Source organism: Ruegeria sp. HKCCD4315 (genome assembly GCF_013112245.1).
Classification (GTDB): Bacteria; Pseudomonadota; Alphaproteobacteria; order Rhodobacterales; family Rhodobacteraceae; genus Ruegeria.
On the sequence record NZ_WVRN01000002.1, the window covers coordinates 660,236 to 686,072 of the forward strand.

At 56.3% G+C, this 25,837-nt stretch carries 24 protein-coding genes; 6 read left to right on the forward strand and 18 right to left on the reverse strand.

Features of this window, described 5'->3' with window-relative positions:
- Positions 1-60: 60 nt before the first annotated feature.
- On the forward strand, positions 61-951 hold the full coding sequence (locus GS646_RS20820; protein ID WP_171095026.1) for a LysR family transcriptional regulator: 891 nt from the start codon (positions 61-63) through the stop codon (positions 949-951).
- Here the strand turns inward: GS646_RS20820 and GS646_RS20825 are convergent.
- Genes GS646_RS20825 through GS646_RS20835 form a run of 3 tightly spaced genes read right to left on the reverse strand, consistent with a single transcriptional unit; the run spans position 924 to position 3,316 of the window.
- Positions 924-2,000, reverse strand: a complete 1,077-nt coding sequence (locus GS646_RS20825) for a helix-turn-helix domain-containing protein (RefSeq protein WP_171187808.1) — start codon at positions 1,998-2,000, stop codon at positions 924-926. The genes GS646_RS20820 and GS646_RS20825 overlap by 28 nt on opposite strands.
- 57 nt (positions 2,001-2,057) lie before the next feature.
- Positions 2,058-2,795: a hypothetical protein gene (locus GS646_RS20830; protein WP_171187806.1), complete on the reverse strand. Its 738-nt coding sequence runs from the start codon at positions 2,793-2,795 to the stop codon at positions 2,058-2,060.
- Positions 2,792-3,316: an RNA polymerase sigma factor gene (locus GS646_RS20835; RefSeq protein WP_253284777.1), complete on the reverse strand. Its 525-nt coding sequence runs from the start codon at positions 3,314-3,316 to the stop codon at positions 2,792-2,794. The genes GS646_RS20830 and GS646_RS20835 overlap by 4 nt, the downstream gene beginning before the upstream one ends.
- 96 nt (positions 3,317-3,412) lie before the next feature.
- Between GS646_RS20835 and GS646_RS20840 the strand changes: the two genes are divergently transcribed.
- A complete protein-coding gene (locus tag GS646_RS20840) occupies positions 3,413-4,351 on the forward strand; it encodes a cytochrome c family protein (protein ID WP_171648113.1) in 939 nt (312 codons plus the stop codon).
- A gap of 289 nt (positions 4,352-4,640) precedes the next feature.
- On the forward strand, positions 4,641-6,425 hold the full coding sequence (locus GS646_RS20845; protein WP_171187803.1) for an ABC transporter ATP-binding protein: 1,785 nt from the start codon (positions 4,641-4,643) through the stop codon (positions 6,423-6,425).
- A 54-nt stretch (positions 6,426-6,479) separates the two neighbouring features.
- Here the strand turns inward: GS646_RS20845 and GS646_RS20850 are convergent, their stop codons facing one another.
- The 13 genes from GS646_RS20850 to GS646_RS20910 form a co-directional block, all read right to left on the reverse strand.
- Positions 6,480-8,420, reverse strand: a complete 1,941-nt coding sequence (locus GS646_RS20850) for a vWA domain-containing protein (RefSeq protein WP_171187801.1) — start codon at positions 8,418-8,420, stop codon at positions 6,480-6,482.
- 13 nt (positions 8,421-8,433) lie between these two features.
- Positions 8,434-9,765: a serine/threonine-protein kinase gene (locus GS646_RS20855; RefSeq protein ID WP_171187799.1), complete on the reverse strand. Its 1,332-nt coding sequence runs from the start codon at positions 9,763-9,765 to the stop codon at positions 8,434-8,436.
- An 8-nt stretch (positions 9,766-9,773) separates the two neighbouring features.
- Positions 9,774-10,034 carry a hypothetical protein gene (locus tag GS646_RS20860; RefSeq protein ID WP_171187797.1) on the reverse strand — a complete coding sequence of 87 codons (261 nt, stop codon included), beginning with the start codon at positions 10,032-10,034 and terminating at the stop codon, positions 9,774-9,776.
- A gap of 17 nt (positions 10,035-10,051) precedes the next feature.
- On the reverse strand, positions 10,052-11,683 hold the full coding sequence (locus GS646_RS20865) for an SUMF1/EgtB/PvdO family nonheme iron enzyme (RefSeq protein WP_171187795.1): 1,632 nt from the start codon (positions 11,681-11,683) through the stop codon (positions 10,052-10,054).
- Entirely contained in the window at positions 11,676-12,866 is a 1,191-nt protein-coding gene (locus GS646_RS20870; RefSeq protein WP_253746684.1) for an ABC transporter permease, read from the reverse strand. Before GS646_RS20870 ends, GS646_RS20865 begins: the two co-directional genes overlap by 8 nt.
- On the reverse strand, positions 12,866-13,597 hold the full coding sequence (locus tag GS646_RS20875; RefSeq protein ID WP_171187787.1) for an ATP-binding cassette domain-containing protein: 732 nt from the start codon (positions 13,595-13,597) through the stop codon (positions 12,866-12,868). The genes GS646_RS20870 and GS646_RS20875 overlap by 1 nt, the downstream gene beginning before the upstream one ends.
- Positions 13,578-14,834, reverse strand: a complete 1,257-nt coding sequence (locus tag GS646_RS20880; RefSeq protein ID WP_171648111.1) for a trypsin-like peptidase domain-containing protein — start codon at positions 14,832-14,834, stop codon at positions 13,578-13,580. The genes GS646_RS20875 and GS646_RS20880 overlap by 20 nt, the downstream gene beginning before the upstream one ends.
- A gap of 5 nt (positions 14,835-14,839) precedes the next feature.
- Complete coding sequence (locus GS646_RS20885) at positions 14,840-15,934, reverse strand: serine/threonine-protein kinase (protein ID WP_171648109.1); 1,095 nt, start codon at positions 15,932-15,934, stop codon at positions 14,840-14,842.
- Between the two features lie 8 nt (positions 15,935-15,942).
- Entirely contained in the window at positions 15,943-17,151 is a 1,209-nt protein-coding gene (locus tag GS646_RS20890; RefSeq protein ID WP_171648107.1) for a protein phosphatase 2C domain-containing protein, read from the reverse strand.
- A gap of 5 nt (positions 17,152-17,156) precedes the next feature.
- The gene (locus GS646_RS20895) at positions 17,157-17,771 is read right to left on the reverse strand and encodes an FHA domain-containing protein (protein ID WP_171095062.1); all 615 of its coding nucleotides are present in this window, start codon (positions 17,769-17,771) and stop codon (positions 17,157-17,159) included.
- A 35-nt stretch (positions 17,772-17,806) separates the two neighbouring features.
- Positions 17,807-19,324, reverse strand: a complete 1,518-nt coding sequence (locus GS646_RS20900) for an FHA domain-containing protein (RefSeq protein WP_171095064.1) — start codon at positions 19,322-19,324, stop codon at positions 17,807-17,809.
- A gap of 76 nt (positions 19,325-19,400) precedes the next feature.
- A complete protein-coding gene (locus GS646_RS20905; RefSeq protein ID WP_171095067.1) occupies positions 19,401-19,868 on the reverse strand; it encodes a hypothetical protein in 468 nt (155 codons plus the stop codon).
- A gap of 59 nt (positions 19,869-19,927) precedes the next feature.
- Positions 19,928-20,632 (reverse strand): hypothetical protein, encoded by a 705-nt coding sequence (locus GS646_RS20910; RefSeq protein ID WP_171187779.1) that lies wholly within the window; start codon positions 20,630-20,632, stop codon positions 19,928-19,930.
- A 161-nt stretch (positions 20,633-20,793) separates the two neighbouring features.
- Here GS646_RS20910 and GS646_RS20915 point away from each other — a divergent pair, with 161 nt between their 5' ends.
- Both GS646_RS20915 and GS646_RS20920 read left to right on the forward strand, forming a co-directional pair.
- Positions 20,794-21,345 (forward strand): hypothetical protein, encoded by a 552-nt coding sequence (locus tag GS646_RS20915; RefSeq protein WP_171187777.1) that lies wholly within the window; start codon positions 20,794-20,796, stop codon positions 21,343-21,345.
- The gene (locus tag GS646_RS20920; RefSeq protein WP_171187775.1) at positions 21,342-22,085 is read left to right on the forward strand and encodes an FHA domain-containing protein; all 744 of its coding nucleotides are present in this window, start codon (positions 21,342-21,344) and stop codon (positions 22,083-22,085) included. The genes GS646_RS20915 and GS646_RS20920 overlap by 4 nt, the downstream gene beginning before the upstream one ends.
- A gap of 132 nt (positions 22,086-22,217) precedes the next feature.
- On the opposite strand, the gene katG is transcribed toward GS646_RS20920, so the two are convergent.
- Entirely contained in the window at positions 22,218-24,398 is a 2,181-nt protein-coding gene (katG, locus tag GS646_RS20925) for a catalase/peroxidase HPI (protein ID WP_171648105.1), read from the reverse strand.
- 107 nt (positions 24,399-24,505) lie between these two features.
- Between katG and GS646_RS20930 the strand changes: the two genes are divergently transcribed.
- Positions 24,506-25,438 (forward strand): hydrogen peroxide-inducible genes activator, encoded by a 933-nt coding sequence (locus GS646_RS20930; RefSeq protein ID WP_171187771.1) that lies wholly within the window; start codon positions 24,506-24,508, stop codon positions 25,436-25,438.
- A gap of 52 nt (positions 25,439-25,490) precedes the next feature.
- On the opposite strand, the gene GS646_RS20935 is transcribed toward GS646_RS20930, so the two are convergent.
- Positions 25,491-25,826 (reverse strand): carboxymuconolactone decarboxylase family protein, encoded by a 336-nt coding sequence (locus GS646_RS20935; RefSeq protein WP_171187770.1) that lies wholly within the window; start codon positions 25,824-25,826, stop codon positions 25,491-25,493.
- Between the last annotated feature and the right edge of the window lie 11 nt (positions 25,827-25,837).

Consider the following 25,837-nt stretch of genomic DNA (forward strand, 5'->3'; position numbering starts at 1 on the left):
GAGCAAGGCTCAGCATGGTTTGTCTTGCAGGTCAGGATAAGTTTTGCTTAGCCTGTTAAAATGTCATCCCGCATCCCCTCTCTCAACTGGTTACGTGTGTTCGAAGCGGCCGCGCGAACCGAAAGCTTTGCCCGTGCGGCGGTGCAGCTGAACATGTCCGCCGCGGCCGTCAGCCAACAGGTTAAAGCGCTGGAAACCCGGCTGGGCACCCCTCTGTTCCACCGCCATGCCCATGCCGTTACTCTGACCGAGGCAGGGCGGGCGTATTTGCCATCGGTGCAACAATCCCTGTTGATGCTGGAAACTGCCACCACAGGCCTGTTTGGCGAAACGCGAGAGCAGCGTCTCTACGTGCAGTCTGTATTGCTTTTCGCCCATGGAATCCTGGCCAAGGGCCTTTCAGCATTTCAAGCCCGGCACCCTGATATCAACCTGTCACTGTCCACCGGAAACATCGTTTCGGATTTTGCCAATCGATTTACCGACTTGCAGATTGTTTTTGGTAACCCTGCCCTGTTTGGCACCGAAGGTGATGAGTTAATTCGAGAAGTTCTTTATCCTGTTGCACCGCCCGCTATCGCTGCACAGATCAAAACCCCGCAAGACTTGCTTAGTTACACTCTGATCGAGGTCTCAACACATCGCGCAAGTTGGCCGCATTGGTTCGAAACCCTGCGCTTGCCTGCAGGACAGGCTCAGTACTTCTTCGCGGACAACTCAATCATGGCTGCAGAATTGTCAGCAAGCGGGTTGGGTATCGCCCTTGCCCGCGCGCCTGCTTCGGATCGGATCATGGGAATGTCGGGTCTCGTCCCATGTCTGCCGGAGGCTAAAGTTGCCGGACAAGAAGCATACCACCTGATCTACCCATCGCTGACGACCATGCGCACACCCGCCCGCATGTTTCGTGACTGGCTGCTGGACTACAGCGCAGCAGTCCAGACGCGATAACGCCCTTGCCCTGTGACCTCTCGCACCAAACCTCGACGGCTGAACAAGTCGAAATTGCGCTGAACTGCCGCGCGGGACGCTTCGGTCAAATCTTCGGCCAAAGGGGCTGACACCATGGGCCACGAAGTCAGCGCCTCAATCAGGCGCGGTGGCGTGCGCCCGCTCAGATCTTGCGTGACGTCCCGGGCTTTGGCCTCCCAGGCGCTGACCCGGTCGAGATGCAACAAACCCGCAAGGGCCGCCTGCCCGGCCCCTCGTATCCAGGCCCCGAGTTTTTCGGTCGGCTCACCTGCACCGCGCAACGCGCCCGGACCAGACAATGCAAGCGGCATAAATACGGCACCACCACGCCCCATGGTCGCTGCATGCCGCGCGGCAATCACTGCAGCTTCTGTATCCTGACCAACACCCTGCGCAATCGCGCGCCAAGCATGAAACGCGATGGCGGATTGCGTGACCGGATGCAAACCTTCTACGCCTCGCATAACTTCTGCCAGATCCACAATTGCATCCGGGGCTGCATCGGACCCTTGCGCCAGACGGTCCAGAAATGCAGTCAGTCCGGTTTCCCATCCCCCTTCTGCAGGAGCAGCCCCCGAGCTCAGTCGGCGCACGGCCCATCCGGCGCGGAACAATGCCTGCACGTCATCATGGGTTGCTCCGATGCGCAGACCGGTCCACAAAGCCAATCGGTCAACACTGACGCGATCGCCAGTCCACCAGCCCAAGTCAGACGTCTCCATCAGGGCCAAACGATGCGTCCACCCCTTGGGGCCTGCGCGCAACCGTTCGTCCAGCGCACCGAAGGTCAAGGCAAGATCTGCAAGCTCCGACGACAACTCAGACTGCGCCGCCCGCCAATCGCGTGGGTCAAACAGCAAACGTTGATCCGATCGCGGACCGGGAAGGAAGTAATCCTTTTCTTCGACCTCATCGGGGGGCAGAAACCAAAGATCTTCTTCCTCAGACGGATCGCCATCAAAAATACTGGCCGGGCCGAGATCATCGACCTCTTCCTCAGGAAGGGGTAAGGGTTTCTTCGATTTCATGCCGGTATTCTTCGGGCATTTGCCACTGTTCACAAGAGGCTTTGCAAGAGTTTCTGATCAACCTGCAAAAGTACGGGTCAGAACGTCCAGCTCACTTTGTAAGTCTGTCTGCGGAGAACTTCCCAACAACATGTACCCATAGCCGTCCTGAGCCCAGGTGGCCGTCGCCAAACCGCTCAGCACCGCTTGCTTGATCTCAGCAGGCGGCGCGTCAGGTCCCTGACGAATTATGCAGAACGCAAATGGCTGACCCTGTTCATCTGCAAAGACAACCTGGATCAAAGGCTTGCCTTTGAAAGACAGAACCTGCGCCCGCTTAAGCTCCAGACCTGGCAAGGATTCCAGCGTTTCACGGTTCAAAGACCGTCCAAGCTCGGCCTCGGCCATTTCAAATTGCTTGTTCAGTGACGCTTCGGAACTGTCCAGAGAGGCAATCGTCTCGGGCACATAAAGCGACTGATAGATCGCCGCTTGCTGCGCCCAGCCCAAATCTGCCGGACGTGTGGCCCAAAACGTCAGGGCAACGGCCGCAGCTCCGACGCTCGCAGCCACAGCAAAAAGGCGCAATACCCCACCGCCTGGGGCTTGCTCCACGGGTTCGGGTAATTCTATCTTCGGCGCTTCGGCAGGCAGTGTTTCGAAAACTTTCTGAATCACTGGCGCGAACGGGTCCAGCGCCATTAGGCGGCGTTCAAATTCAGAATCTTCTTCAACCGCGGCCTCGATGGCGCGGCTCTGAGTCTCGTCCAGTGTGCCTTCCAGATACGCCAACAGCGTCTCGTCGGAAAACTTCATTTGCCACTCCGTCGCGCGGCGTCAGCCGCATCAAGCTGCATTACGGTTTTCAGTTTCTGCCGGGCGTTCGATAGCCGGCTCATAATCGTACCGATGGGAACCTCCAGCATGGCAGCGGCTTCGCGGTAGCTGTACCCTTCAACGAATACAAGCATAACCGTTTCCCGCTGCGCTTCTGGCAGCTGCATCACTTGTGTAAACACTTCAGTCGCGAAAATATTCGTTTCTGAATCCGGTCCGCTGGCCACAAGGTCAGCTTCTGGCGTCACCGACAAGGCCTGTGCCCGCCGAACCGAGCGCGACCGAACCTCGTTCAACCAGATTGAGCGGCAAATCGTCATCAACCAGCTGTCCAGACGGTTGTGCGAGGTGACCTGATGATGGCGTTCCAGCGCGCGCAGGCACGTGGCCTGCAGAAGATCGTCCGCCACGTCCGATGCCCCTGACAAAGCCAGCGCAAACCGCCAGACGCGTTTCGAATGCGTCTGCACCGCGTCGCGGACGGCCTGTTCAGAAGTCATTTCGGCACTCATCGAATAAATCGCGACCTGTGTGTGTTTGTCTCTCACGGACCACGCCCGCCGGGGCAAAAGTGTCACAAACCTTGGAGGATTGAAATGAAACTTCTGTTGAAAGCAGTCACGATTGCGTCGACGATTGTTGCAACGCCTGTTCTGGCAGACAATTGGACGCTGGACAGCGACAACTCTTATCTGGCTTACGGAACCATCAAGAAAAACTCTGTTGGCGAGGTTAACAGCTTCACCAAACTCAGCGGGCATGTGACCCAAAACGGCCGTGCAGAAATCGAAATCGACCTGTCAACGGTCGAGACAAATATCGACATTCGAAATGAACGGATGATTGAATTTGTCTTTCGCAAAGCAGGCACCGCAATCCTGAAGGCAGATTTTGACATGGCCGAGGTGTCTGGGCTGGCCGTCGGAGAAACAACAACGGTGGATACCGCATCAGTCCTAACGCTGGCCGGAACAGAGGTCGCCTTTGACACCGAGATGTTTGTCGCCCGGTTGTCTGAAACATCTGTATTGGTCTCGACCAATGACATGGTTTTCCTCAACACTGAGGACGCCGGTGTCAATGCGGGCGTCGACAAACTGATGGACCTGGCCAACCTTCCTGGCATCACCCGAACGGTACCCATCACGGCGCGGCTGGTGTTTCATTCAGACGGCAAACAGGCCGCAGCACAGACCACGACACCAACAGCGGTTAGCGCAACATCAGTGTCAGGGGACGCCAAAGCCGGAAAAAAGGTTTTTCGCAAATGCAGCGCTTGTCACAAGCTAGACGAAGGCCGTAATGGCGTCGGTCCGTCCCTGCACGCCGTTTTCGGAAAGTCCGCAGGTCAGGTGGAAGGATTCAGGTATTCCAAAGCGCTGCAGAACGCCGACATTGTGTGGACGCCGGAGAGTTTGACTGCGTTTCTTGCCGATCCCAAGGCATTTCTGCCCGGCAATCGGATGCAGTTTCCCGGTTTGAAAAAAGAAGACGATATATTGAACCTGATGGCGTACTTGCAGCAAGAGGGCTGAGTCCTTCTAGGTGCCGGTTTCGTGACAACCACGTGGCACCGTCGCGCGACAACGGTTCAGTTTCCATTTCGTTTTTCGCAACGAGTCCAACTCGTTCTGCTCTAAAATAGGGAAATCGGCGTAAATTGGCGCATTGCACTTGTTTGATACCATTGCAATCCCCATCTACGGCTGCGCACGAAAGGCAGTTAACATGGGCCGCACTGACGCAGCCCGGTATCTGCCCTTTTGGCCCGACAAAATTTAGGGTATCTGAACGTGCGCACCGTTTCACGATTTGGAGAACGCAATGATAACGCGCGCCTGGAAAAAATGGCGATCAGGTCATATGGGCCGCCTTGTAGGCGAAAGCTTTTATGCACAAGGCCCATTATATGGCATTGCGATTTTAGCGATGATCGTGGTCGCCGTAACCACGGCCGGGTCGGCCTACATGATGGAATACATCGTCGATGCCATGACAAGCCCGGATCTGCGAGGGTGGGCGCAGGTGATTGCGTTGGCGGTGGTGCTGCTGTTCCTCACAAAGGCGATTGCCTCGTATATTCAGGCCACCTTTCTCGCTCGGGCGGGCAACCGGATCGTAGCTCAGCAACAGGAAAAGGTGTACCGCAAACTGCTTCGGCATGGCGTATCCTTTTTTAGCGCAAATGAGTCGTCAGATCTGCTGATGCGCACCACCAACGGTGCGCAAGCGGCGCGAAGTTTGATCGATGTATTGGTGACCGGCTTTGTCCGCGACGCCCTGACTCTGGTCGGATTGGTGGCTGTTATGGTCTATCAGCAGCCCGTTCTGTCAGTGATGTTCTTTATTGTCGGCCCCATTGCCTTGCTGGGGGTTCGCTATTTGCTGAAAAGCGTTCGCTCGATTATGCAGGCCGAATTCAAATCGCTGGCCGAAATTATCCGCGTTCTGCAAGAAACCTCGGCGGGTATCAAAGTCATCAAGGTCTTTTCGCTTGAAGACAGAATGATTGACCGGATGGAAACCGCCATCCGCAAAGTCGAGCAACGTTCGAACGACATTGCCAGGCTTCAGGCAATCGCCAGTCCGCTGATGGAGTTCTTGGCGGGTCTTGCCGTTGCGGGTGTGCTGATTGTCAGCACGATGGGCATAGCAGGGTCTGAGCAACCGTCCGCCGGTCAGCTTATGTCCTTTATCACAGCTTTGCTGATGGCTTACGAGCCAGCAAAGCGCCTGTCACGTATGCGCGTCCAGATCGAAACCAACATGATGGGTGTTGGGTTGTTGTTCAGCTTGCTGGATTCGCAAGACACGATGGTGGAAAGCCCCAAAGCCCACGACTTGAACGCCGGACCGGGCCACATTGCCCTGCGCAATGTGACCTTTGGCTATCAAGGTGCGGTGCCTGTGATCGAAGATATGAACGTTTCGTTCGAAGCAGGTAAGACAACGGCCCTTGTTGGCCAGTCCGGCGGCGGCAAATCCACCTTGTTCGGATTGATCATGCGGTTTTACGATCCTGATAAGGGCGTTGTTGAGATCGACGGACAAGATCTGAGGGAAGTTAGCTTTGCCTCCTTGCGCCGAAAGATCTCATACGTAGGCCAGGACACATTCCTGTTTTCGGCATCAATCATGGACAATCTGCGTTGTTCGGCTCCCGAAGCGTCCGATGAAGAAGTGTTTGAAGCCGCCAAAGCAGCCCATGCGCATGATTTCATTATGGATTTGCCTGACGGATACGACACTCAGGTCGGTGAAAATGGAACCTTCCTGTCAGGGGGCCAAAAACAGAGGATCGCCATTGCGCGTGCCATATTGCGCAACGCCGAGATCCTTCTGCTGGACGAAGCCACCAGTGCGTTGGATGCAGAGTCGGAATCGCTCGTCAAGAAGGCTTTGGATGCCTTGACGCAGAACGTCACTGTCATTGTCATCGCACACCGTCTGTCGACAGTGCTTGAGGCAGACAAAATCATCGTGATTCAGGATGGTGCAATCGTAGAGCAGGGCAATCTGGATCAGTTGATGAAGAAAAGCGGTAGTTTCCGAACACTGTTTGATCAACAGTTCAAAAAACATACTCCCGCTCCAGAAGTCGCGGAATAACCGCGACTTCAACCGTTTATTCTAAACTCATGTCCCGGGACTAAGTGCCCGGGGCTATGGCAGATCATCCAACAGCATCGGGTAAAGCAGATTGCCTGCCTGCGGGCCTGCGCCAAGATAATCAACCCATTGATCGGTGGCTTCATTGTATCGGCGGTACCGCTCAATCTTGTCATAAAGCCCGTTGACGATGGTCTGTTGTTCAGAAATCGGAAGGCGAACCCAATCGTCTTCGGTGATGGCCATAATCTGAGATTTATAAGGCAAGTCCGCAAGGTATTCATCCAAAGCCACAGCTTCCGCAAGGCTAGGGTCCGACTGCCGCGACACCTGATCAGGTCTGCGGCTCATATCCGCAGCCACGCCCAGAACCTGCGCAAAAAACTGATCGGGATTGACCACGTTGCGTTCCGCCTGATCTACGATGATCCGAAGCGCTTCTTCCAGGTTGCTCAGATCGGCTTTGGAAATCAGCAACCGGATCGACAACGGTTTTAAGCCGGTGCGGTCAAAGTCGCGATCCGCCACATAAGCTTCGAACAAATCCGGTGCACGCGCGCCTTCTGTTTTGCCCAGATACGCCAGCTGCATAGTGCGACCTGCCGTGCTGAGACCCGAAAATCGACCGTCGCCCTCATCGCTGATGGCATCTTCGTCTAAAATCTCATCACCGCCGCTCTGTCGATAGGACGAGGTTTGCTGAGCAACGATTGCACCCAACGTACGGGCAGTTTCCCGGTAAACCTCAGGATCACCGTTTTGGATGGGGAAGTATAACGGTGCCGAATTCGGAAACGCCGTCAGCTGTTTGTAAGCCGCTTCCGCCGATGGATGGTCTTTCGCCCCACGGTCAGTACGCAGATGCATAACCGCCATCGCGCCGCCGATCCGTTCACGGATAATCCTGTTCAGACTTTCCGCGCTGAGACCTGTAGACGAGTATTGATCATCGAACTCACGGGGGCCAGCATCCGTCACCAACACGATGAAACGCGCTCCGAAGCCGCTCCAATCCATGTCTTCCAGAGCATGCTCGATCCCGCGATAGCTGTCTTCGCGAAAGTTCTTACTGCTGGAATCCGCTTCTTGCATCTGGTCGATACCATTCAGGAAATTGTCAACGTTCAGCCCTTCCTGAAGGTCGACAAAAGTCCGAACGTCATAGCCAAGACCCGGCGCGGCCTCGAGGCTATCGCGATAACCCACCAGCCCAAAGCTGACGGCGTCTGCCGCTGCGGATCCGGCAGCTTCACGATAAACCTCTTGCAGGGCATCGCGGGTTGCCCGGATGTAGGGCTCCATCGAAATCGTGGTGTCCACAACAAAAACCACTGCCGTTTTCAAGTCACCCGCACCCGCATCATCTGAAGGCAAGGGCGTGTTCGGCGCGTTGGCGCTGGCTACAGCGACTTGCAACAGATTGACAAAAGGGCCGATGTCAAACACAGCCTCTTCGGTGGAAAGGATCGGCATGACGTAAAGGTTCTGCCGCTGATCAATCGTTTCTCGCGGACCAAGCGCGATAACGGTTTCCGACGGTTCCCCGCCTTGTTCCGCAGCTAAGGCTTCATCCCTTGCATCCTTGGCCAAACCAGCCGGATTTTCACTTTCGATGATGTCGTAAATCGGGTCGATGTCATTGAAGAACAAAACCCTCCCGACATTGTCGCTGCCCTCCAGCGTGGCGACAATATTCTGGTTCCAGGGGATGGATACCGCTGCCGGGATCCACATCAGGTCGTCGCCCTGATCGCTGGCCCCGATCTGCATCCAGTCACCGTCGCGGTCGTATACAAAAAATACCTGTAGCGGAGACAACGCAGCAGCGGTGCCGTCACTGTCAGGCGCAGGTTTAGCTTCGATCCGCTCGCGGATCAGCACCCTTTGGAACAGGCTTGTTTTGCCTTCGATCGGTAGCGGAGATTTAGACTGTGCCAATGCTGGCACAGCCAACGCAGCCAGCAGGGCCGTCAAGGGTAGTATCCGTCTCAACATCTTAACCGTCTCCTCACTCACCCAATCGATCCAAAGCGTCCCGTGCCGGGTCTGAACCCAGGTCAGCGGCCCGCTGATAATAGCGTCGCGCAGCAGACGTATCGGGACGCGGGAAAGGCGACGTCACTGTGCTGTGCGTCTTTGGATCATACATTTCCGCAATAAGAATATTGGCCGAGGCGCGATCCTGTTGCGAAATCTCCTGATCGTTGCTGATTGCAATTAACGCCCCAAGAGCCGCATCCAGATTCTGAGCGCCGCCAGCGGCCAGTAGATCACGCGCCGCGGTCAAAGGATTGTCCGCTGCAACCGCCTCTTGCGCGATCTCGACAGACTCATTGACCTTTGCAGATGATGCACCCGCACCCGACAGAAAATACCATGCCCCGCCTGCAATCGCGATCAATCCGACGACCCCGGCTGCGATCAAAGGAAGCTTGTTACCACCAGATGCTTCTTCCGCCGCCGCTGGTTTGCGCGCGGCAGCAGCAGGTGCAGGTGCCGGGGTATTTCCACTGAGCGCGGCATGGAACAATCCCGGCAGGTCAGTTGGGCGATCCTTGGGATCGGCTTTCAGCAGATGCTCCAGAACCGATTTTAGGGCAGGAGCAACTTTTGGGTCAGTGATTTTCACATCCACTTTGCGGTCTTCAACCGCTGCGAACCCTTTGCCTTCGCCCGGCAATTCCAACCCGGCTGTTCGCATCAGGACCAAACCCAGGGCATAAGCATCTGTGGCCGCCGAGACCTTGTTTCCAAACAACCCCAATTGTTCAGGCGCGCAATAGCGCAGCTTTCCTGCAAAACTGTCACCAATAATCGACTTGTCCGTACCAACACTGTCCGAGGCAAGGCCGAAGTCGATGAATTTTGCCTGATTGATATCCTCATGCGAAATCATGACGTTATCGGGGGCTACGTCACGGTGCACGATACCCAGTTTGTGAATCGCTTCCAAACCTTCGGCCAATCGCAAACCCAGTTTCAAAACATCGTCAGATGACAACCGGGCGCCTTTCTTGAGGTAATGTGCCAGCGGGTGCCCCGGAACAAATTCCATCACCAGAAACAGGCGGCCATCTTTGTCCAGCATCGAGGTTTCAAACCGAACCACCGCATCGCTGCGAACGGTCCGCAACAGGTTCGCCTCGCGCCGGAACAGGTCCACCGCCTTTTGGTTCTTGGCGAAGCTGGGTGTCATCACCTTGATCGCCACCTCATGCCCGCTGGCCCGGTTCAGCCCTCGGAAAGTGGCGCCCATGCCGCCTTCGCCCAAAAGCGATCTGATCTCATAGGTGTCTTGCAGGACGCTGCCGGGTTTCAGACCCAGTACCGAGTGTTCCATGACCCCCCTTACCTCCGATTCTTCAGGCTAATGGCGCTGTGTTTGGTGAAGGTGCGAATGTCCATGATCTGAAAACAGATGCCAGCAAACACCAAAGACGAGGTGATCCCAAAAACAACAGTCAAAAATGCTGCAATAATAGTCGCCGTATCTGGACCAAACGGTGACAGGCGCAGCATCGCTATGGCCGTAAAACAGAAAAACACAATGGACAGTCCGGCTGTAATCCAGACCAACACTTCAAGCGATTTGCTTAATACATCCCGCATCGTTCAACCTTTCCAATTCATTCTTCGACAAACGACAGGGCCACCGCCTGAAAGTCGTCTGCAATCTGATCCAAGTCCGAATACCCAGCGACCGAGCGCGCACCGATATGGTCCTGCACCATCGCCAGACAGGTCGCACGCTCGCGGCCCCGTTCGGCTTCGGTCGGGTAGATAAAATCAATCTGCTTACGCAGCAAAACAGGCGAATATTGATCGACCAGACCTTCAATCAGGTTGGCGTACTCAACAATATCGGCTTTTGCCTTGGCTTCCAGCTCGGCCAGTTTTGCAGCGGCTTCTTCTTTCGCGATCAACACTTCTTCCAGAAACGCCTGGTCGCCGCTTTGACGGGCTTCGTTTTCAAGCGCGTCCAATTCGGGCTGAATGGTCAGCGATGAGATCAACGCATTCAGATACCGCCGGATACCTTGCCCACACACCAACACGCCCGAGGTCAGGATCAGGCGGATCGACTGATCTCGTTGCGCGTTGCGTTCCACGCGCCCGCGGTTCAGAGTGTCCTTGATCACGGCTAACTGGGTTTTGGTCCGATCCGAGAGTGTCTCACTCGAAATTTCGTCCAGCAGGTCCATTGCCTCCTGCTCACTTGCGGCCACTGCCAAACCTTCATCAGGGCGCGCCAACTGGTCCAGACCGTCCTTGAGCGCCTGATCCTGATCGGCAGAGGTAATCGCCAAGCCTTGCAACACCAGACGCGTGCCTGTGAACCTGTCGGCAGAGGCCGTGTTGGACAAGATATCAAACGGGGGCACCTCGAACCGGGTCGACGAGGTAATGTCCGCCAACGGTGTCCGGGCATCCCCTCCTCGCTTCACAAACCCGCCTGCCTGACCGTGCAAACGCCCATGCCGCACCAGAGCAAACGGATCACCGACAATCTCGGCGGCATTGCCCAACATGTCGTGCAAACCCAACGGATTTGGGCGCAGCGATCCCATCACCTGCAATTTACCGCCAGCCGAGGCGGTACCTCCGTGCGCAATGAACTCATCCTGCGGCGTACCATCGGGGACGGGCGGCAGCGGCGCGCGAAACAGCGCCTGATCCACGGCCAAACCGCCGCGCGCCGAATACTCCCATTCTTCTTCGGTCGGAAGCCGCAGATAGGCGCGCGTCTCACCAACGCGGGGCAAACTGTCCGGCGCATTCTGCATCAGCCAAAGCGTGTAGATTTCGGCAAACCGCTGATAGTCCAACTTGGTTTGACCAACGGCAGGCACAAAGGCACGACGGCGGGGTTCTTTGTCGGGGCAACCGACCATGACAACGTCCCACTGCGCTTGCGCAAGCTCGTACTTGGCAATGTAGAAATAGCCTTTGGCCACCCCATCGTCATCCGCAAACGCACCCGAAACAAAAGCGCGGCGCAGACCGTTCAAATAGGGCTGATCGCTTCCCTCCTGCCCAAGCACAACTGACACGTCACCAATCACCCCATCCGTGTTTGGTGTCGCTACCTTGCGAAACGTCATAGCGCCCCCGCAGGGCATAGGCAGGGTCAGGTCCCCTTCGGCAGGCTGCGGGTTAAAGTACTTTTCCTTCCAGGTGATGTCCTGCGCCTGTGCTGCGGCTGAAAAACCCAGCAGGCAAGTCAACGCAGCCACTTTGGAAAAACACGGTTTAAGCATGGGTCAGAACCTCCTGTGGTTCGACATTGCGAACGGCAAACACGGCCCAGATCGCTGCAGTCACAGCGGTCACAGCACCCAAAACCAGCGTTGCCAGAATGTCGCCGGGATACAGGCGCGCAACGGATTCTCCGGGCGCGGTTTCGAACGTGGCGTTGATGGCCAAAAGAAACGGAAGGATAAGGACCAGGGTCGCGACAACACCCCCCAGAACCAGTGTCAAACTTTGGACAACCGGAACAACACAGCGTTGACGGTCTGGCATGGTCAGCATTGAGAACAGACTGAAAATCACCCGTTGACGTTCGACCATACCACGAAGGTTGGCCGACATTGCGGCCCAGAACCCAAACATCGCCAAGGCGGCAATTGCCGTGAAGAGGAGGTTCAAATTCCGGCGGAACGACAACAAAAGTGCCGCGTTTTCGGCCCGCGGACGCGTTTGTAAGCCAAGATCGGTAAGATGCGCTGACAAAGTCCCGATGTCCTCTAACGTTCGGGCATAAAGGCGATAACTCGCATAGCTGTCAGGATCTGACACCGGATCCGTCCAGTTCCCCGGTGTCACCGATAGGTCGTCCCGGAACCTTTCAACGGCCAACAGATCGGGCACAGACAGAAAAATCGCTGAACGAGGCCAGATTTCTGCCGGAACTACACCGATGACCGTCAGATCCCGCCGCGCATTCTCGCGTTGCCCGTCAACTTCGCGACCAATGATCATGTCCAAAGTGTCCCCTGCCGTCACCGACAGGTCCTGGGCCAGCTTGTCGGAAACCCAGACAGTGCCCGGCGAAACAGCTTCACCGTCAATCAAAGGATCCCCGGCAGCTGTCGGGATCAGAGGAACTGCCCGTTCCAATTTTCGCTGCGCTTCATTTCGCACAGCATTGGCAGACGTGTTGATCGAGCGGGTCGCAGGCACAATAAACCCAACGTCTTGACGCGCCCCCAAGGCGGCAAAGAAAGCTGCATCATGCTGCCCTGCCCCGATCGCCAGGATTTCACGATTTGAAGGATCCTCGATCAAGCGCCCGACCATGGTGCCAATGACACCGTTCTTAAGGGCCAGAATGATCAACAACGGGCCAAGCACACCTGCCAAGGCGGCCACGAAGCACAGGGCCGACTGCCAATCATGCCGCAGTTCCCGTAGAGCCAGTTTCGCAGGAATCTTCAGCATCACGCCACCCGCGCCGCGACGCGGCCTGCCGTAGAAAAGATGGAATAGGATTGGCCCTGATGGTCAATCAGCCGGTGGTCCGCGCGGGGTGCGTTTGCGAAGTCCCCGGTCTGGGCCTGATGGCTGGCCAAAACAACGGCTGATCCAGCCTCGGCCGCCAGATGTACGATCAGCCCCTCGACCTCGGCCACATTAGCTGGGTCCAGCGCTGAGACCGGTTCATCCAACAACAATAGCGCGGGTCGACCCAGCAAAGCCCGCGCAACCGACACGCGCTGTCGCTGACCAACCGATAACTGACCGGGTTTGCGTGCTTTGTAATCGCCCAGCCCCAGTGCCCGGATCAGGTGATCCTGCCACTCGGCATCCGGTGCCTGCCCGGCCACCCGTACGGGAAGTTCGATGTTTTCCAGCAAGTTCAGATATGGAACCAAGGTATTGGTTTGCAAAACAAAGCCAAGCCGGTCCGGTCCGGCAAATGCAGCACGCGGCGTGTCAGGCGCGACCTGCACACCGGCGATTTCATGCCGCATGTCCGGCAAATCCACCAACGGTAACGCCCCGGCGATCAAACCCAAGGCCGTGCTTTTGCCGGCACCACTGACTGCATCCAAGACGATGGTCTCGCCCGCTTTCAAATCCAGCTCTTCGATCACAACAAAGAACCCCGGCGCCCGTTCGATGCCAAGGTTTCGGATCGACAAAACGGTGTCAGGGTCGTTTGAGGACAAGAGCGATCCCTCCCAATTCGACCTTGGACTTCGTGTTAATTTGCACCGGCTCATTTGGTTTCAGCCGACGCCCATCGACCTTGGTGCCGTTGGACGATCCCAGATCCGTCAGCATCATCTTGCGCCCCTGCAACGAAAGACTTGCATGACGACGGCTTAGGTTGCGGTCGGTGACTGTCAGCGTGTTTTCACTCGCCCGACCTATGGTCACACTGGATTGCAGTTGTCCCGCACTGAACTGCGCGGATTGTCCGGCCATTGTGACTGCCAGAATGGAACGCCCGCTTGGCTTGACGACAGCGGCACCACGGTTGGGCGTGTCTTCGGCATCGTCCCGCTTTCTCGAAGCTACCAAATACATTCCGCCGATCACCAAAGCGCCGCCGCCGCACAGCACCGAGAGAATGATTAAAAGAGTGCTGTCCGATCCCCCGCCGCCCGACACAATAGTCGGATTGTCAGGATCACAGCCAGCCTTATGGCGCGTGAAAGGTACGTTACTGTCTTGCAAAAACCCAACGATGGAGTTGGCAGACGGCGCAAAGAAGGTACCGTTGGCTGGTGTCTCACCATCGGAATTCAACACCACTCCAGCCGTGTTGATCCCCAGAACCGAGCCACAGAAATCGATCATCGGCCCGCCCGAGTTGCCGGGGTTGATCGCCGCGGTATGCTGCACAATCTCTTGCGTGCCACGATTGCGCTGCGTTTTGCCTGGCGACACTTTACTGACAGCTCCTTGCGTCAGCGTGGTTTCGAAAAACGCCAATTCGTTGCCGCTGTCATTCGACACGTCCGACGTGCCCGGAAACCCAACGGCAGCGACCTGTTCGCCTTTGTTGATGGTGCCGACACGCACTGCCAGAATGTTTGGCGTGTGCCCAAAGCTTTCCTGCGGCGTGATTTTCAAGATCGCCATGTCCTTTTCGAACGATGCATAGGCTACCTGAACGTCGTATTTGTAGATCCGGTTTCCTTCTTTGAACCCAACAAAGGCCCCCGTGCCGCCGTCGATGACATGGTGGTTGGTTAAAAAGAAATACCCGTCTTCGCCTTGCAATGGCGCAAGAACAAACCCCGAGCCGGTGCCCCATCCGCCGTCATATTGGACAACCACACGACCAACAGCAGCATCGGCCACAGCAACCACTTCTGATTGGATTTGGGACCAAGCGGACGAGGCTCCAAAGCATACCGAACACAGAACGGAATACACAAAAACTCGAAGAACAATCATTACATTCACATCAAGGTTCCATAAGCAATCACGGCCAGAGCAACGACCAGAATGAAAAACAACACTAGCAAAGACGCCTTGTGCCCACCCGACCGGCCACGCTTTTGCCGGGTTTTGCGCATCTCCGGTTTTCGTGTGACGTTAGGCTCCAGCTGTTGCGATTTGATCTGGGGCACGTCCAGATCAATCTCTGCGACCCTTGCATAGTCACGCGCGGTTCGAATGCGATCACGCGGTAAAAGCTTGCACCCCAAGTCAATCGCGTTCAGCAGGGCGTCATCATACGTATCCTGTACCCTGTTGCGGACCAGATTTTGACGCACGGGAACATACGGGTCACGCCCGGAAGAGCGCACGTCTTGCCAACGCTCTTCCGCATTGGGCGGCAAACTTTGGGATACCATTTCGTACAGGATCACTGACAATGCGAATAGATCGCTCCACGGTCCTTCATGTACGCCCCCAGCCAAACCCGTCTTTTCGGGGGGGAACTGTTCAATCGCTGCGTATTTCCGCGTGAACATTGACGCCAGCCCGCTGGATTTTCCCATTAAACGCGCGGCCCCAAAGTCGATCAGGATAGGCTGACCATCTTTTCGGATCATGACATTTGCTGGCTTCATATCCCGATGCACAACACCCACCTTGTGCACTGCATCCAAAGCCCCGAGCATAGACCGCAGAAAAGTCTTTACCAGTTCCTGCGGCACCGATCCGCGTGCATCGATCATACGCGCCATCATCCGGTCCAGCGGGTCGCCATGGATGTATTCCATCACACAATAGGCTGTACCGTGTTTGCGGAAAGCGGCGCGCACGCGCATCAGGCCCTGCTGCTGTGGCAGATCACGCAGCAAATTGGCCTCCTGCAGAAACGCCTCCAGCCCCATGTGAAACAGCTGCCGCCCCTCTGACGTCGGAGCAACTGCATTGTTGGGCCCTCGGTTCGCATAATCTGCCGGAAAATACTCCTTGATCGCGAACCTTTCACCGGTTTCCCGATTGCGCGACTGATAGGTAATGCCAAAGCCCCCTTGCCCCAGCACGTCCCCCAGGACGTAGCCGGCAAAGGTTTCTCCCTTTGGCAAGTGAACGGACACGGGCGGGGCTACTCCTGATCTATTGCACCTAAGGACGGTTGCTCGTCCTGATTGGTCACTTCGTCCGGGGTTTGATCCTCGGCGGCTTCAGATGATTCAGCTGGTGCACTGCTTTCATCCGTATCACTTTCATCGGTTGCATCCGGCTCAACTTCAGGCACCTGAGTGTCAGCCTCGTCAGACGGCGCGATCTGTTCCCCATCCGATGTGTCATCTGACGGTTCCGGATCGGTCGTAACCGAACGATCGCCTATGCTACGCTCTTCCTGAGACGGTGCCGCCGTCTCTTGCGCGGGATCAGGCTCGGTCTCGGCCACTTCTTCGCCTTTGAAGGTGAGCGCGCCAACAGCGGCCCCAATCGCCAAAGCGCCAAGGCCAATTGCAGCATATTTCAACGTTTTCTTATTGTTTTCTGCACCGTTGAAAGCCCATTGGCTGCCGCGAAGCATACTGCTCATGCCATCTTGAACATGGGCATAAACAACAACCGTTGTATTATCCTGCTTTGGCTTACCTTTCGCTTCGACCGCGTTCAGCAAGTCCGAGGCAACGCCACGCATATCTCTGCTTTTGCCGTTTTGCAGAACGCTAGCGATTTCGGCTTGGGGCAATGTGTCCAGCCCGTCCGAACACGCCAATACCACGTCGCCGGGCTTGAGGCTTATTGCATTGACGTCCGTCAACGAGATCCGATCGCCCATGAGCGCAGACCGCAGCGCGTTGCGGCGTGGATGATTGTCCGCCTCTTCTTGCGTGATCTGGCCTGCGGCCACCATTTGCAGCAATTCGCCATAAAGCGAATGATCTGCGTTCAGCTTTTTCAACCTCCCGTCGCGTAGCAGAAACAGACTGCTGTCGCCCACGGAAACCCAAACCAGACGATCCCCCAGTTTGAGTGCAGCAATCAGTGTGCAACCCATACCCTTTAGGTCGGGCTGGCTGGCGATCTTCTGACGCAGTGCTTCATTCGCTGCGGTCAACGAATCCTGCAAACGTTCACGCGGGCGCGGTGCGACCGAGCCTTCGATGAAATGAGATTTAAAGACCGACAGCGCCAGATTTGCCGCCACCTCGCCCCCGGCATGGCCGCCCATTCCATCGGCGACCAGCATGAGGATATCGGATTTTGGGTCGCGCTCGTTTTGAAAAACGATGTCGAACGCGTCTTCCTGGTTCTCTCGCTGACCCAGGCTCTGTTTGCCGCTGATGATTGTCATCTGGATCAGTCGTCAGAGCTTTCGGCCAGTTCAGACCAGTCAAAATCCTCGTTACAGAAGGCCACAAAGCGCACATGCGTCTGTTTCGACAACTCGATCAGCGCGTAATTCTCCAGCGGCATGGTCGTTGCCACGATCTGGCCGTTGATCCGGCTGATGTTCCGCCCGGTCCCCGGCGCCGCAAAGAACACTCGGTTTGCGTCATCGAAGATAACCCGCAGATGGTCCTTGCCGGAAATCATCTTGTCGCCGAAATCCAGGGCCACACGCTCATCACCATCCCGGCCCAAAGTGTTCATGCCAGAGCCCAGATTGACCGATTGGCCAAGGCCCGGACCTTTGACTACGACCAGCCATCCGGTGATGGGATCGACCATAGGATCGAACTCGGCCTTTCCCGAAAACTCTTTGGACATCCCGCCATGATAAATCTGAGTTTTCTCGGATTCGACGTATTCGGTTGGAGCTTCGCTGAACGACGACCCGCCAATCGCGTGTGTCGGTTCGTTGTCAGACGGAGAAATGCTCTCGGTAAACCCTTCATCCGAGCCGAAATCCACGTCGCTCAGCTCTTCTTCGTCCTTGTCGAACAGCCAGCTGGTTTTGTTGTCATTTCCCATTGTTTTCACCTTTCCTGTTCAGTTGATCCCGCGGCCTATGCCCGGACCAGTTTCAGGCGTACGGACCCAAGGCCCACAGTGTCACCTACATTAATCTTCTGCGCGCCTTTGATTTTGCGGTCATTCACAAGCGTGCCGTTCAGACTGTCCAGATCGCTGAGCGTAAACCGCCCGTCCTGAGTTCCGCTCAGCTCGGCATGGACACGCGACACGCCACCGTCAGGGATGACCACTGCGTTAGTGCTGCTGCGCCCCAGCGTCGAACGGCCTGCCGGAACCGGGAAGCGATGCCCGTTATCGACACGCACCAGATAAGCTACCGGAGGTGGAGCATATGCTGCGGTCGGTGCGCTGTCTTGCGCGGGCATTTCCGTTACATCCTGCAGATCATCTGGACCAAGATCGTCCAGATCATCCTCTTCTTCGGTGCCACCCCGGCGCATAAGCAAAACCGCCAGCAAAAGGGCCAGCAGGGCAATAACACCAGCGCCAATATAGACATAAAGCGCAGGCAGGCCAAAAATCAGCGGTTCTTCCTCAGCGGGCTCGGCTGGTTCCTCCGGTTCTACCGCTGCAACGTTTACGGGCTGGAATTCAGCTGAGTAGCTTTTGGTCTGGGTTTGACCAGGCTGCCCAACCACCGGTTCAATCATGTCGATTGTGATCCGTGCCGGGGCCGGATCACCAACCGGCACAATCAGCCCAGAGCCTTTGACAGCGTTTCCGTAGCTGCGGATAAAACTGGAAACAACAGTGTTTGCCGTCTGCTGGTTCTGCAGGAAAACTTCTTCCATCAACCCGTTTTGTGGGTCGGTCAGGCGTTTCAAAACATCTATGCCGCGGGTGGTGCGCGCATTGCCTTGCGCGCGCCAGAACATCCCCAAAGCAGAGACCGACACGCCAGCCTTTTCCGCCGCTTCCGAAATTTCTTCGACCGTGGCCAGCCCTTCTTCGTCGCCATCAGTGATCAGGATCAGGTTCTTTAGAAGAACATCGTCCTGCTCGCTCAGCAGTTCTATCGCCCGCGTGGAATTCGCCACCAAACGCGTGTTCTGTTCTTTGATTTCCAGCCCATCGATTACGTCTTCGGCCCGAGACCGACTGGTGGAGAACGGCGAAAGCTCGACAATATCGTTGCCAAAGCCGTAGATCGCCACTTTCTCATCCGGTGGCAGGTTGGCTACCACGCGTGAAATGAGGTCGCGCTCTCGGGTCCAACTACGTACGCGACCGCTGCGATCCCCGACCGACAGGTCAATCAGAACCATCGTGGCGGACAGAGTCAGGTTTCCGGGGATTTCATCAACGTCTTTCACGAACTCAAAATCGGCTTGGCTGTCGCCCAACGACCGAAAGCTCATGCCACCCCGTTCGTTGCCCGAAGGGACGCGCACCAGGCAACTGTCTTCTGGCGCGGGCTTTGCAGGAGCGCAATCGAGAATGGCAAGACCCGTCGCTGGCGCGCGTGTCTTACCGTCTTGCGCGGTGGCCGCGCCTGCAAAAAACATTGCAGCCGCAACCGCAATAAATGTGCGTGAAATTCCGTAGGTCACGATCCCAAGACCCCCCTCAGGCAAGACGTCCCGGTCGTCGCATGCGTCGACAAGCGCCGACCTGACGTGTTTCGTATCAGATTGACAGCGCGCGGTAGGCTGACTTGATCCGGCTCAACTCCGAACGCACCACAGATGGGCTGGCCCCTGCGGCAACATCCCGTTCAACAGCGTTGAGCTGGCTGTCCAGAGCCTGCACTTGTTGCAGTTTGGCCGGATCCGATGCCGAAGCGGCACGCGCCTTGGCCCCTTGCGCCTTTACATCGGCAATCTGCTGCCGCAGCGCGTTAATCTCGCTTTGGTTGGCGTCACGCTGTGCTGCCAACTGTGCGTTACGCTGTTCAGCAGCTTTGTTCTGGGCCAGGATAGCGTCCGCCTGCGCTTTGTTCTGCGCAATCTGGCGGTCGTATTCACCCGAGTTTAAGTTTGCAATGTTGTCGAAAAGTGTTGCCGTAGTCGGGTCAGTCGACCCTGTACATCCTGCTACTGTGATGACGGAAACCAGTACGAGCGGTTTCGAGAAACGAAAAAGATCAGAGTTCATTTTACACACTTATGATTAGAAAACCCGCGCCTGTCGCCAGGCGCGGGTCAAAGAAATTCTTAAAGAAGGTTGATGGACGCACGTGTGCGCGCAAGGCGATTCTTATTGCTGACTGCCGCGTTGGTCGCGCCACCCAGACCGGGTTGGCCCTTGCTGGATGCGGTGCGCAACTCGGAAATCGTTTTGTCCATATTCTGTTCACTGCGCTTCAGCTCGTTCGACACAACCTGACGGTTCGATTTGATCGCGTTGACGCGCTTGTTGTAGGCGGACTGTGACAGTTGCCCACCGTCCAGCTGCCGACGCAGAGACTTCAACTCGGCGTTTTGCGACGCCAGAACCGAACGCAGGTTCGCCTGAACCGAATTCAGCTGAGTGCTTACGTTGGACAGGTTGGCCAGAACGGCCTTGCTGTTGACGATTTCAACATTCTTGGCTGCAGCTTTCTTGCCAACCTGGTTGCCGCCGACACCACCGATCAAGCCGCCTGCCGCTGCACCAGCGGCACAATCACTGGCACCGCCGCCAAGCAGCAAGGCCACGCCACAGCCCACTGCGGCACCGGCCAGTGCGCCCTGCACCGTATTGTTCACGATGATATCCTTTGAAACCTGATCAAGGCTGCGCACCTGTTTCTCAAGTTGCTTTTCCTGCTGCGTCTTGCCCGCAACTGCCGACGATGTGGCAGATTGAATTGTTTCTTCAGTACAGGCTGACAGTAGCAATGAAAAAGCGGCAAAAATGGAAATAGCGACTGAACGCATCAAGTAACTCCGTACATATAAATTATTCTTCGTAGTTGATTATGAACTCACATACTTTTTATTTTCAATCAACGATTCGCGTGTTCGCGTGATTAACAAAAATCGATGACGTTTGGTGCGGCTTATATTATGGACACTTTCTCTCAAAGCTTGGTTACAATATGAAATTACCCTTTGAAGTCAGAGACAAAATCTCTCTTGCAAATGATGTTTTTTCTTTTCTTGGCAACATTGGCGCCGGAATTGGCGCATTGTTGGCATTTCTTGGAATTACCTCTAATTTAGCGAACAATACCACAAATGTCATATTTAATGTTCAGGTTTCTTCACTCTCGCTACCGGTGCGCCTTACACTTCTACTTTTGATTGCAGCGGCTTTGGGATGGGGGATTGGGGCAGTTGTTGGAAAACTCTGCCGTTCCAGAAATGACTCGCTGAGTTTCATAGCATATATTGTTGCTCTGCTCTGGGGGGGCTTGATGGTCGGGGCGGCTGACTGGCTTGCTGTTGCACCGCGCCATCAGGTCTTGTCCGAGACCTTGTTGTTCACCGTGGCCGGAACCGGACTGGCCCTTTGGATCGCCGGATTCCATTTCCAAAGCGCCTCTTCAAGGAGCAAGCGCATACTGCGTGTTCAATGCGATGCGTTGCTTTTGTTTTCGATTGGTTCAGCCTTGTTCTTGGCACTGACACTGTTGGGGGCAGGCACATGAAGCTTGGTGGTCCACTAGATTCCAAAAGCGCGGCACGCTTGCTGAGCGCGGCCGCAATACTCGACTTCATGTTTCTTGGCTTTGTGCTGGCAACCATAGAACCTGTCCTGCGTCAGGAATTGGGGTTGCGCCACGTCGGCCTGGCCTTGCCAATCGGGCTCTATGTGGCTCTTGTACTGATCTATTGGCTGATCTGCGAAGGGTTCCTAGGTGGGCTGAGCCTTGGGCGCTACGCCATGCGCCTGAACATGCGGGACAAGCAAGGTAAACCCATTTCACCTGTGCGGCGATCCACCCGCGCCGTCAAAAAGATCATGTCTCTAGGTCTTACAGGAATGAACCCCAATGCCGTTTCGGGATATGACCGAGCGGCTGAGGTGACATGGTACAGCCCCATGGCACCGCGCCCCCTGGCCTATTGGCAGCTTGCCGTAATGGATGGCCCGGATCGCGGCAAAGTCATCGAGTTTCGGAAGGTGGCGGGCTTGCAGAAATCCCATCAAATCAAGATTGGCCGCGATCCAAACTGGGCAGATCTGACACTGTCCCGCAGCGAAAAAGCCTCGGGCCAACATTGTGTGTTAAGGGTTGAAAAGAAGGGTGTTCTGTACATCCGGGACATGAACTCTTCCAACGGCACCTGGACAGGTGGTCGCCGGGTTGGACCCGAAAAATGGATGCCTCTGGCACCAGACGGTCGGTTCCGCGTCGGGAATATAACGGTCGCTGTGCTGCGGTGATGCGATCATAAGCCGCTGCTTCAAGTTTCAAACGCTCCAGCTTAGTTTCGCTGGCTGCAACCACCTTGAACCAGTTGACGGGTCTTCAATTGAAAACCAGGCGAGGGAATCCTCGCCTGGTTTTTTCATACTTTAGGCGACCAGATCAAACCGGTCGTTGTTCATGACCTTAGTCCAGGCCGCAACGAAGTCGCGCGCGAACTTCTCGGCGTTGTCATCCTGAGCATAAACCTCGGCATAGCCACGCAGGATCGAGTTCGAGCCAAAGACCAGATCAGCACTGGTGGCCGTGAACTTGACCTCACCGGATGCGCGATCTCGCAACTCGTATGTACCACCCTCGACCGGCTGCCAGCTGAGCGACATATCCGTCAGGTTGACGAAGAAGTCAGTGGTCAGCTGTCCGACACGGTCGGTGAAGACACCGTGCGCCGATCCGCCATGACTGGCACCCAGAACACGCAGGCCGCCGACCAGAACGGTCATCTCAGATGCCGTCAGGCCCAGCAATTGCGCACGGTCCAGCATCATCGCCTCGGGCGACACGGCGTATTCTTTCAGCTGCCAGTTACGGAACCCGTCAGCCAGCGGCTCGAGCACCGAGAAGCTGTCTGCGTCGGTCTGTTCGTCTGTCGCGTCGCCGCGACCAGCCGAGAAGGGAACCGTGACATTAAAGCCTGCAGCCTTGATCGACTGTTCCAGACCGACATTACCTGCCAGAACGATCACGTCAGCGACCGACGCTCCGGTTTCAGCAGCGATCGGCTCCAGCACGCCCAGCACTTTTGCCAGACGCTCAGGCTCGTTGCCCGCCCAGTCTTTCTGCGGTGCCAGACGGATGCGCGCACCATTTGCGCCGCCGCGTTTGTCAGACCCACGGAAGGTGCGGGCGCTGTCCCAGGCGGTGGTGATCATCTCGACTGCAGTCAGGCCGCTGTCCGCGATCTTTGCTTTGACCGCATCAACGTCATATCCAGTCGAACCTGCAGGGATCGGATCCTGCCAGATCAGGTCTTCTGCGGGCACGTCCGGACCGTAGTAGTTAACGCGTGGGCCCATATCGCGGTGGGTCAGCTTGAACCACGCACGGGCGAAGGTGTCCGCGAAATAGTCCGGATCGGCCATGAATTTCTGACAGATCGCGTTGTAGGCCGGATCAACTTTCATCGCCATATCCGCATCGGTCATCATCGGCATCCGGCGGACAGACGAGTCGGTCGGATCGACCGGCTTTTCATCTTCCGGCATGTCGATGGGCTGCCACTGATGCGCGCCAGCGGGCGATTTGCCCAGTTCCCATTCGTAACCGAACAGATAGTCGAAATAGCCCATATCGAACTTCAGCGGCTCTTTCGTCCAGGCTCCTTCAATGCCTGATGTGAACGCGTTGGTCGCCTTGCCGTTCTGATCAGGATTGTCCCAACCCAAGCCCTGGCCAGACACAGGGCAGGCTTCGGGCTCGGCACCGATGTTGTCACCCGCCATCGCGCCGTGCGCCTTACCGACCGTGTGACCACCGCATGTCAGCGCTGCAGTCTCTTCGTCATCCATAGCCATACGAGCAAAGGTTTCACGGATATGCAAAGCGGTACGTGCCGGGTCCGGGTTGCCGTTCACACCTTCGGGGTTCACATAGATCAGACCCATATGTACTGCGCCCAGCGGGTTTTCCAGCGTGCTGGGTGTTTCCAGATCGCCATAGCGGCTCTCGGACGGGGCCAGCCATTGGTTTTCTGAACCCCAGTACACGTCTTTTTCCGGGCCCCAGATATCTTCGCGGCCAAAACCGAAACCAAAGGTTTTCAGGCCCATGGATTCATACGCAACAGTGCCCGACAGGACGATCAGGTCAGCCCAGGACAGTGCGTTGCCGTATTTCTTTTTCACCGGCCACAGCAGACGGCGCGCTTTATCCAGGCTGGCGTTGTCTGGCCACGAGTTCAGCGGAGCAAACCGGATGTTGCCCGAACCCGCGCCGCCACGGCCGTCGCCCAAGCGATAAGAGCCAGCCGAGTGCCACGCCAGACGGATCATCAGGCCGCCGTAGTGACCCCAGTCCGCCGGCCACCAGTCTTGACTGTCGGTCAACAGCGCCTCGACATCGGCGCGAACGGCTTTGAAATCCAGACCTTTGACCGCTTCACGGTGGTTGTAATCCGCATCCATCGGGTTGGTGCGCGTGTCGTGCTGGCTCAGAATGTCCAGGTTCAGCGCATCCGGCCACCATTTGGTAACAGAATTGCCCGTGCCTGTGTTCCCGCCATGCATAACAGGGCAGCCGCCGGATTGGTGATTGTGAGGGTTACCGTCCATTGTAAATCTCCTGAGTATTTACCTAGGGGTTCAGATAGGTTGACTCGTACCCGACCCTAGCGATAAATGGAAATTTGTAATTTCTATCATTGTGATTAGTTTTTCAAATGAAAGCACTGACACTCAAGCACCTGCGTTACTTCGAGGCTCTTGCCACTCATGGTCACTTCGGCAAAGCCGCGGCAGCCAGTGCAATCTCGCAGCCTGCCCTCTCCATTCAAATCAAAGAGCTGGAGGCCATAATGGGCGGTCCGCTGGTGGAACGCGCCGCGCGTGAGACCCGGCTGACGGCACTTGGAGAAGACGTTCTGAGCCACGGCCGTGAAATCCTGATGCGGGTCGAAGATTTGGGCAATCTGGTACAATCACCGTCCGGCCCATTGTCAGGCCGTTTGCGGATTGGCGTTATCCCGACAGTGGCACCCTACCTGCTGCCGTCGATCATCAAGGCTTTGTCGCAGCGATTCCCACAACTGACAATCGAACCCAAAGAGACCATCACAGAGTCGGTGATCCGGGAGATTCTCGACTCGCGGCTGGATGTCGGCGTTGTCGCCCTACCTGTTTCCGAGCCCAGCCTTCGGGAGTTTTCGCTGTTCAACGAAGACTTCTTATTGGTCCGCCCAGCACATGACGCCAGCCTTCCGATGCCCAGTTCGTCGCAGCTCAGAACAATGCGGTTGTTGTTGCTGGAGGAAGGCCATTGTTTCCGTGACCAGGCCCTGTCTTTTTGTTCGATCCGCAACATCGAACCGCAGCAGATCATGGAGGGAAGTTCGCTTTCCACGCTCGTACAGATGGTTGGGGCCGGGATTGGCGTGACGCTGATACCGGAAATGGCAGTCGGCTTGGAAACCCGTTCCGCCGACGTTTCAATCGCCCGGTTCCAGGACACACCGCCTGCCCGAACGATTGGATTGGTCTGGCGCAAAACAAACCCGCTCAGCGAAAACCTTCTCAAGATCGGTGCGATTGTGCGCAAAACCGCGGAAGAGAATATTCTGCACGCGGGACAAAATGGCCAAGCGATCGCTGATTGAGTGTGAGGCGAGTTCAGCCAGGCCTTTCAGCGCTCATCTGGCTGTCTGACGCTCACGCAGAAAAAACATCATAAGCTTTGAGAGCCTTTGCACTGTAAGCATAGGACGGCCCGCCGCCCATATAGGTCGCCATGGCCAACGCCTCGCACATCTCTTCGCGCGTGGCCCCCAAACGAACAAGCGACTTCACATGAAACCCGATGCAGCTGTCACAACGGGTCGCGACAGCGATGCCCAACGCGATGAATTCCTTGGTCTTCTCGCTCAATACACCGTCGGACTTGGCGGCCTTGCCCATGATGCCAAAGCCACGCACCGTTTCGGGAACCTCTTTCGAGAAGGTGCCGATGTTGGCCTCGGTCTCGGCCATGAAATCTTTCCAGTCCACAAGTAAGCTCC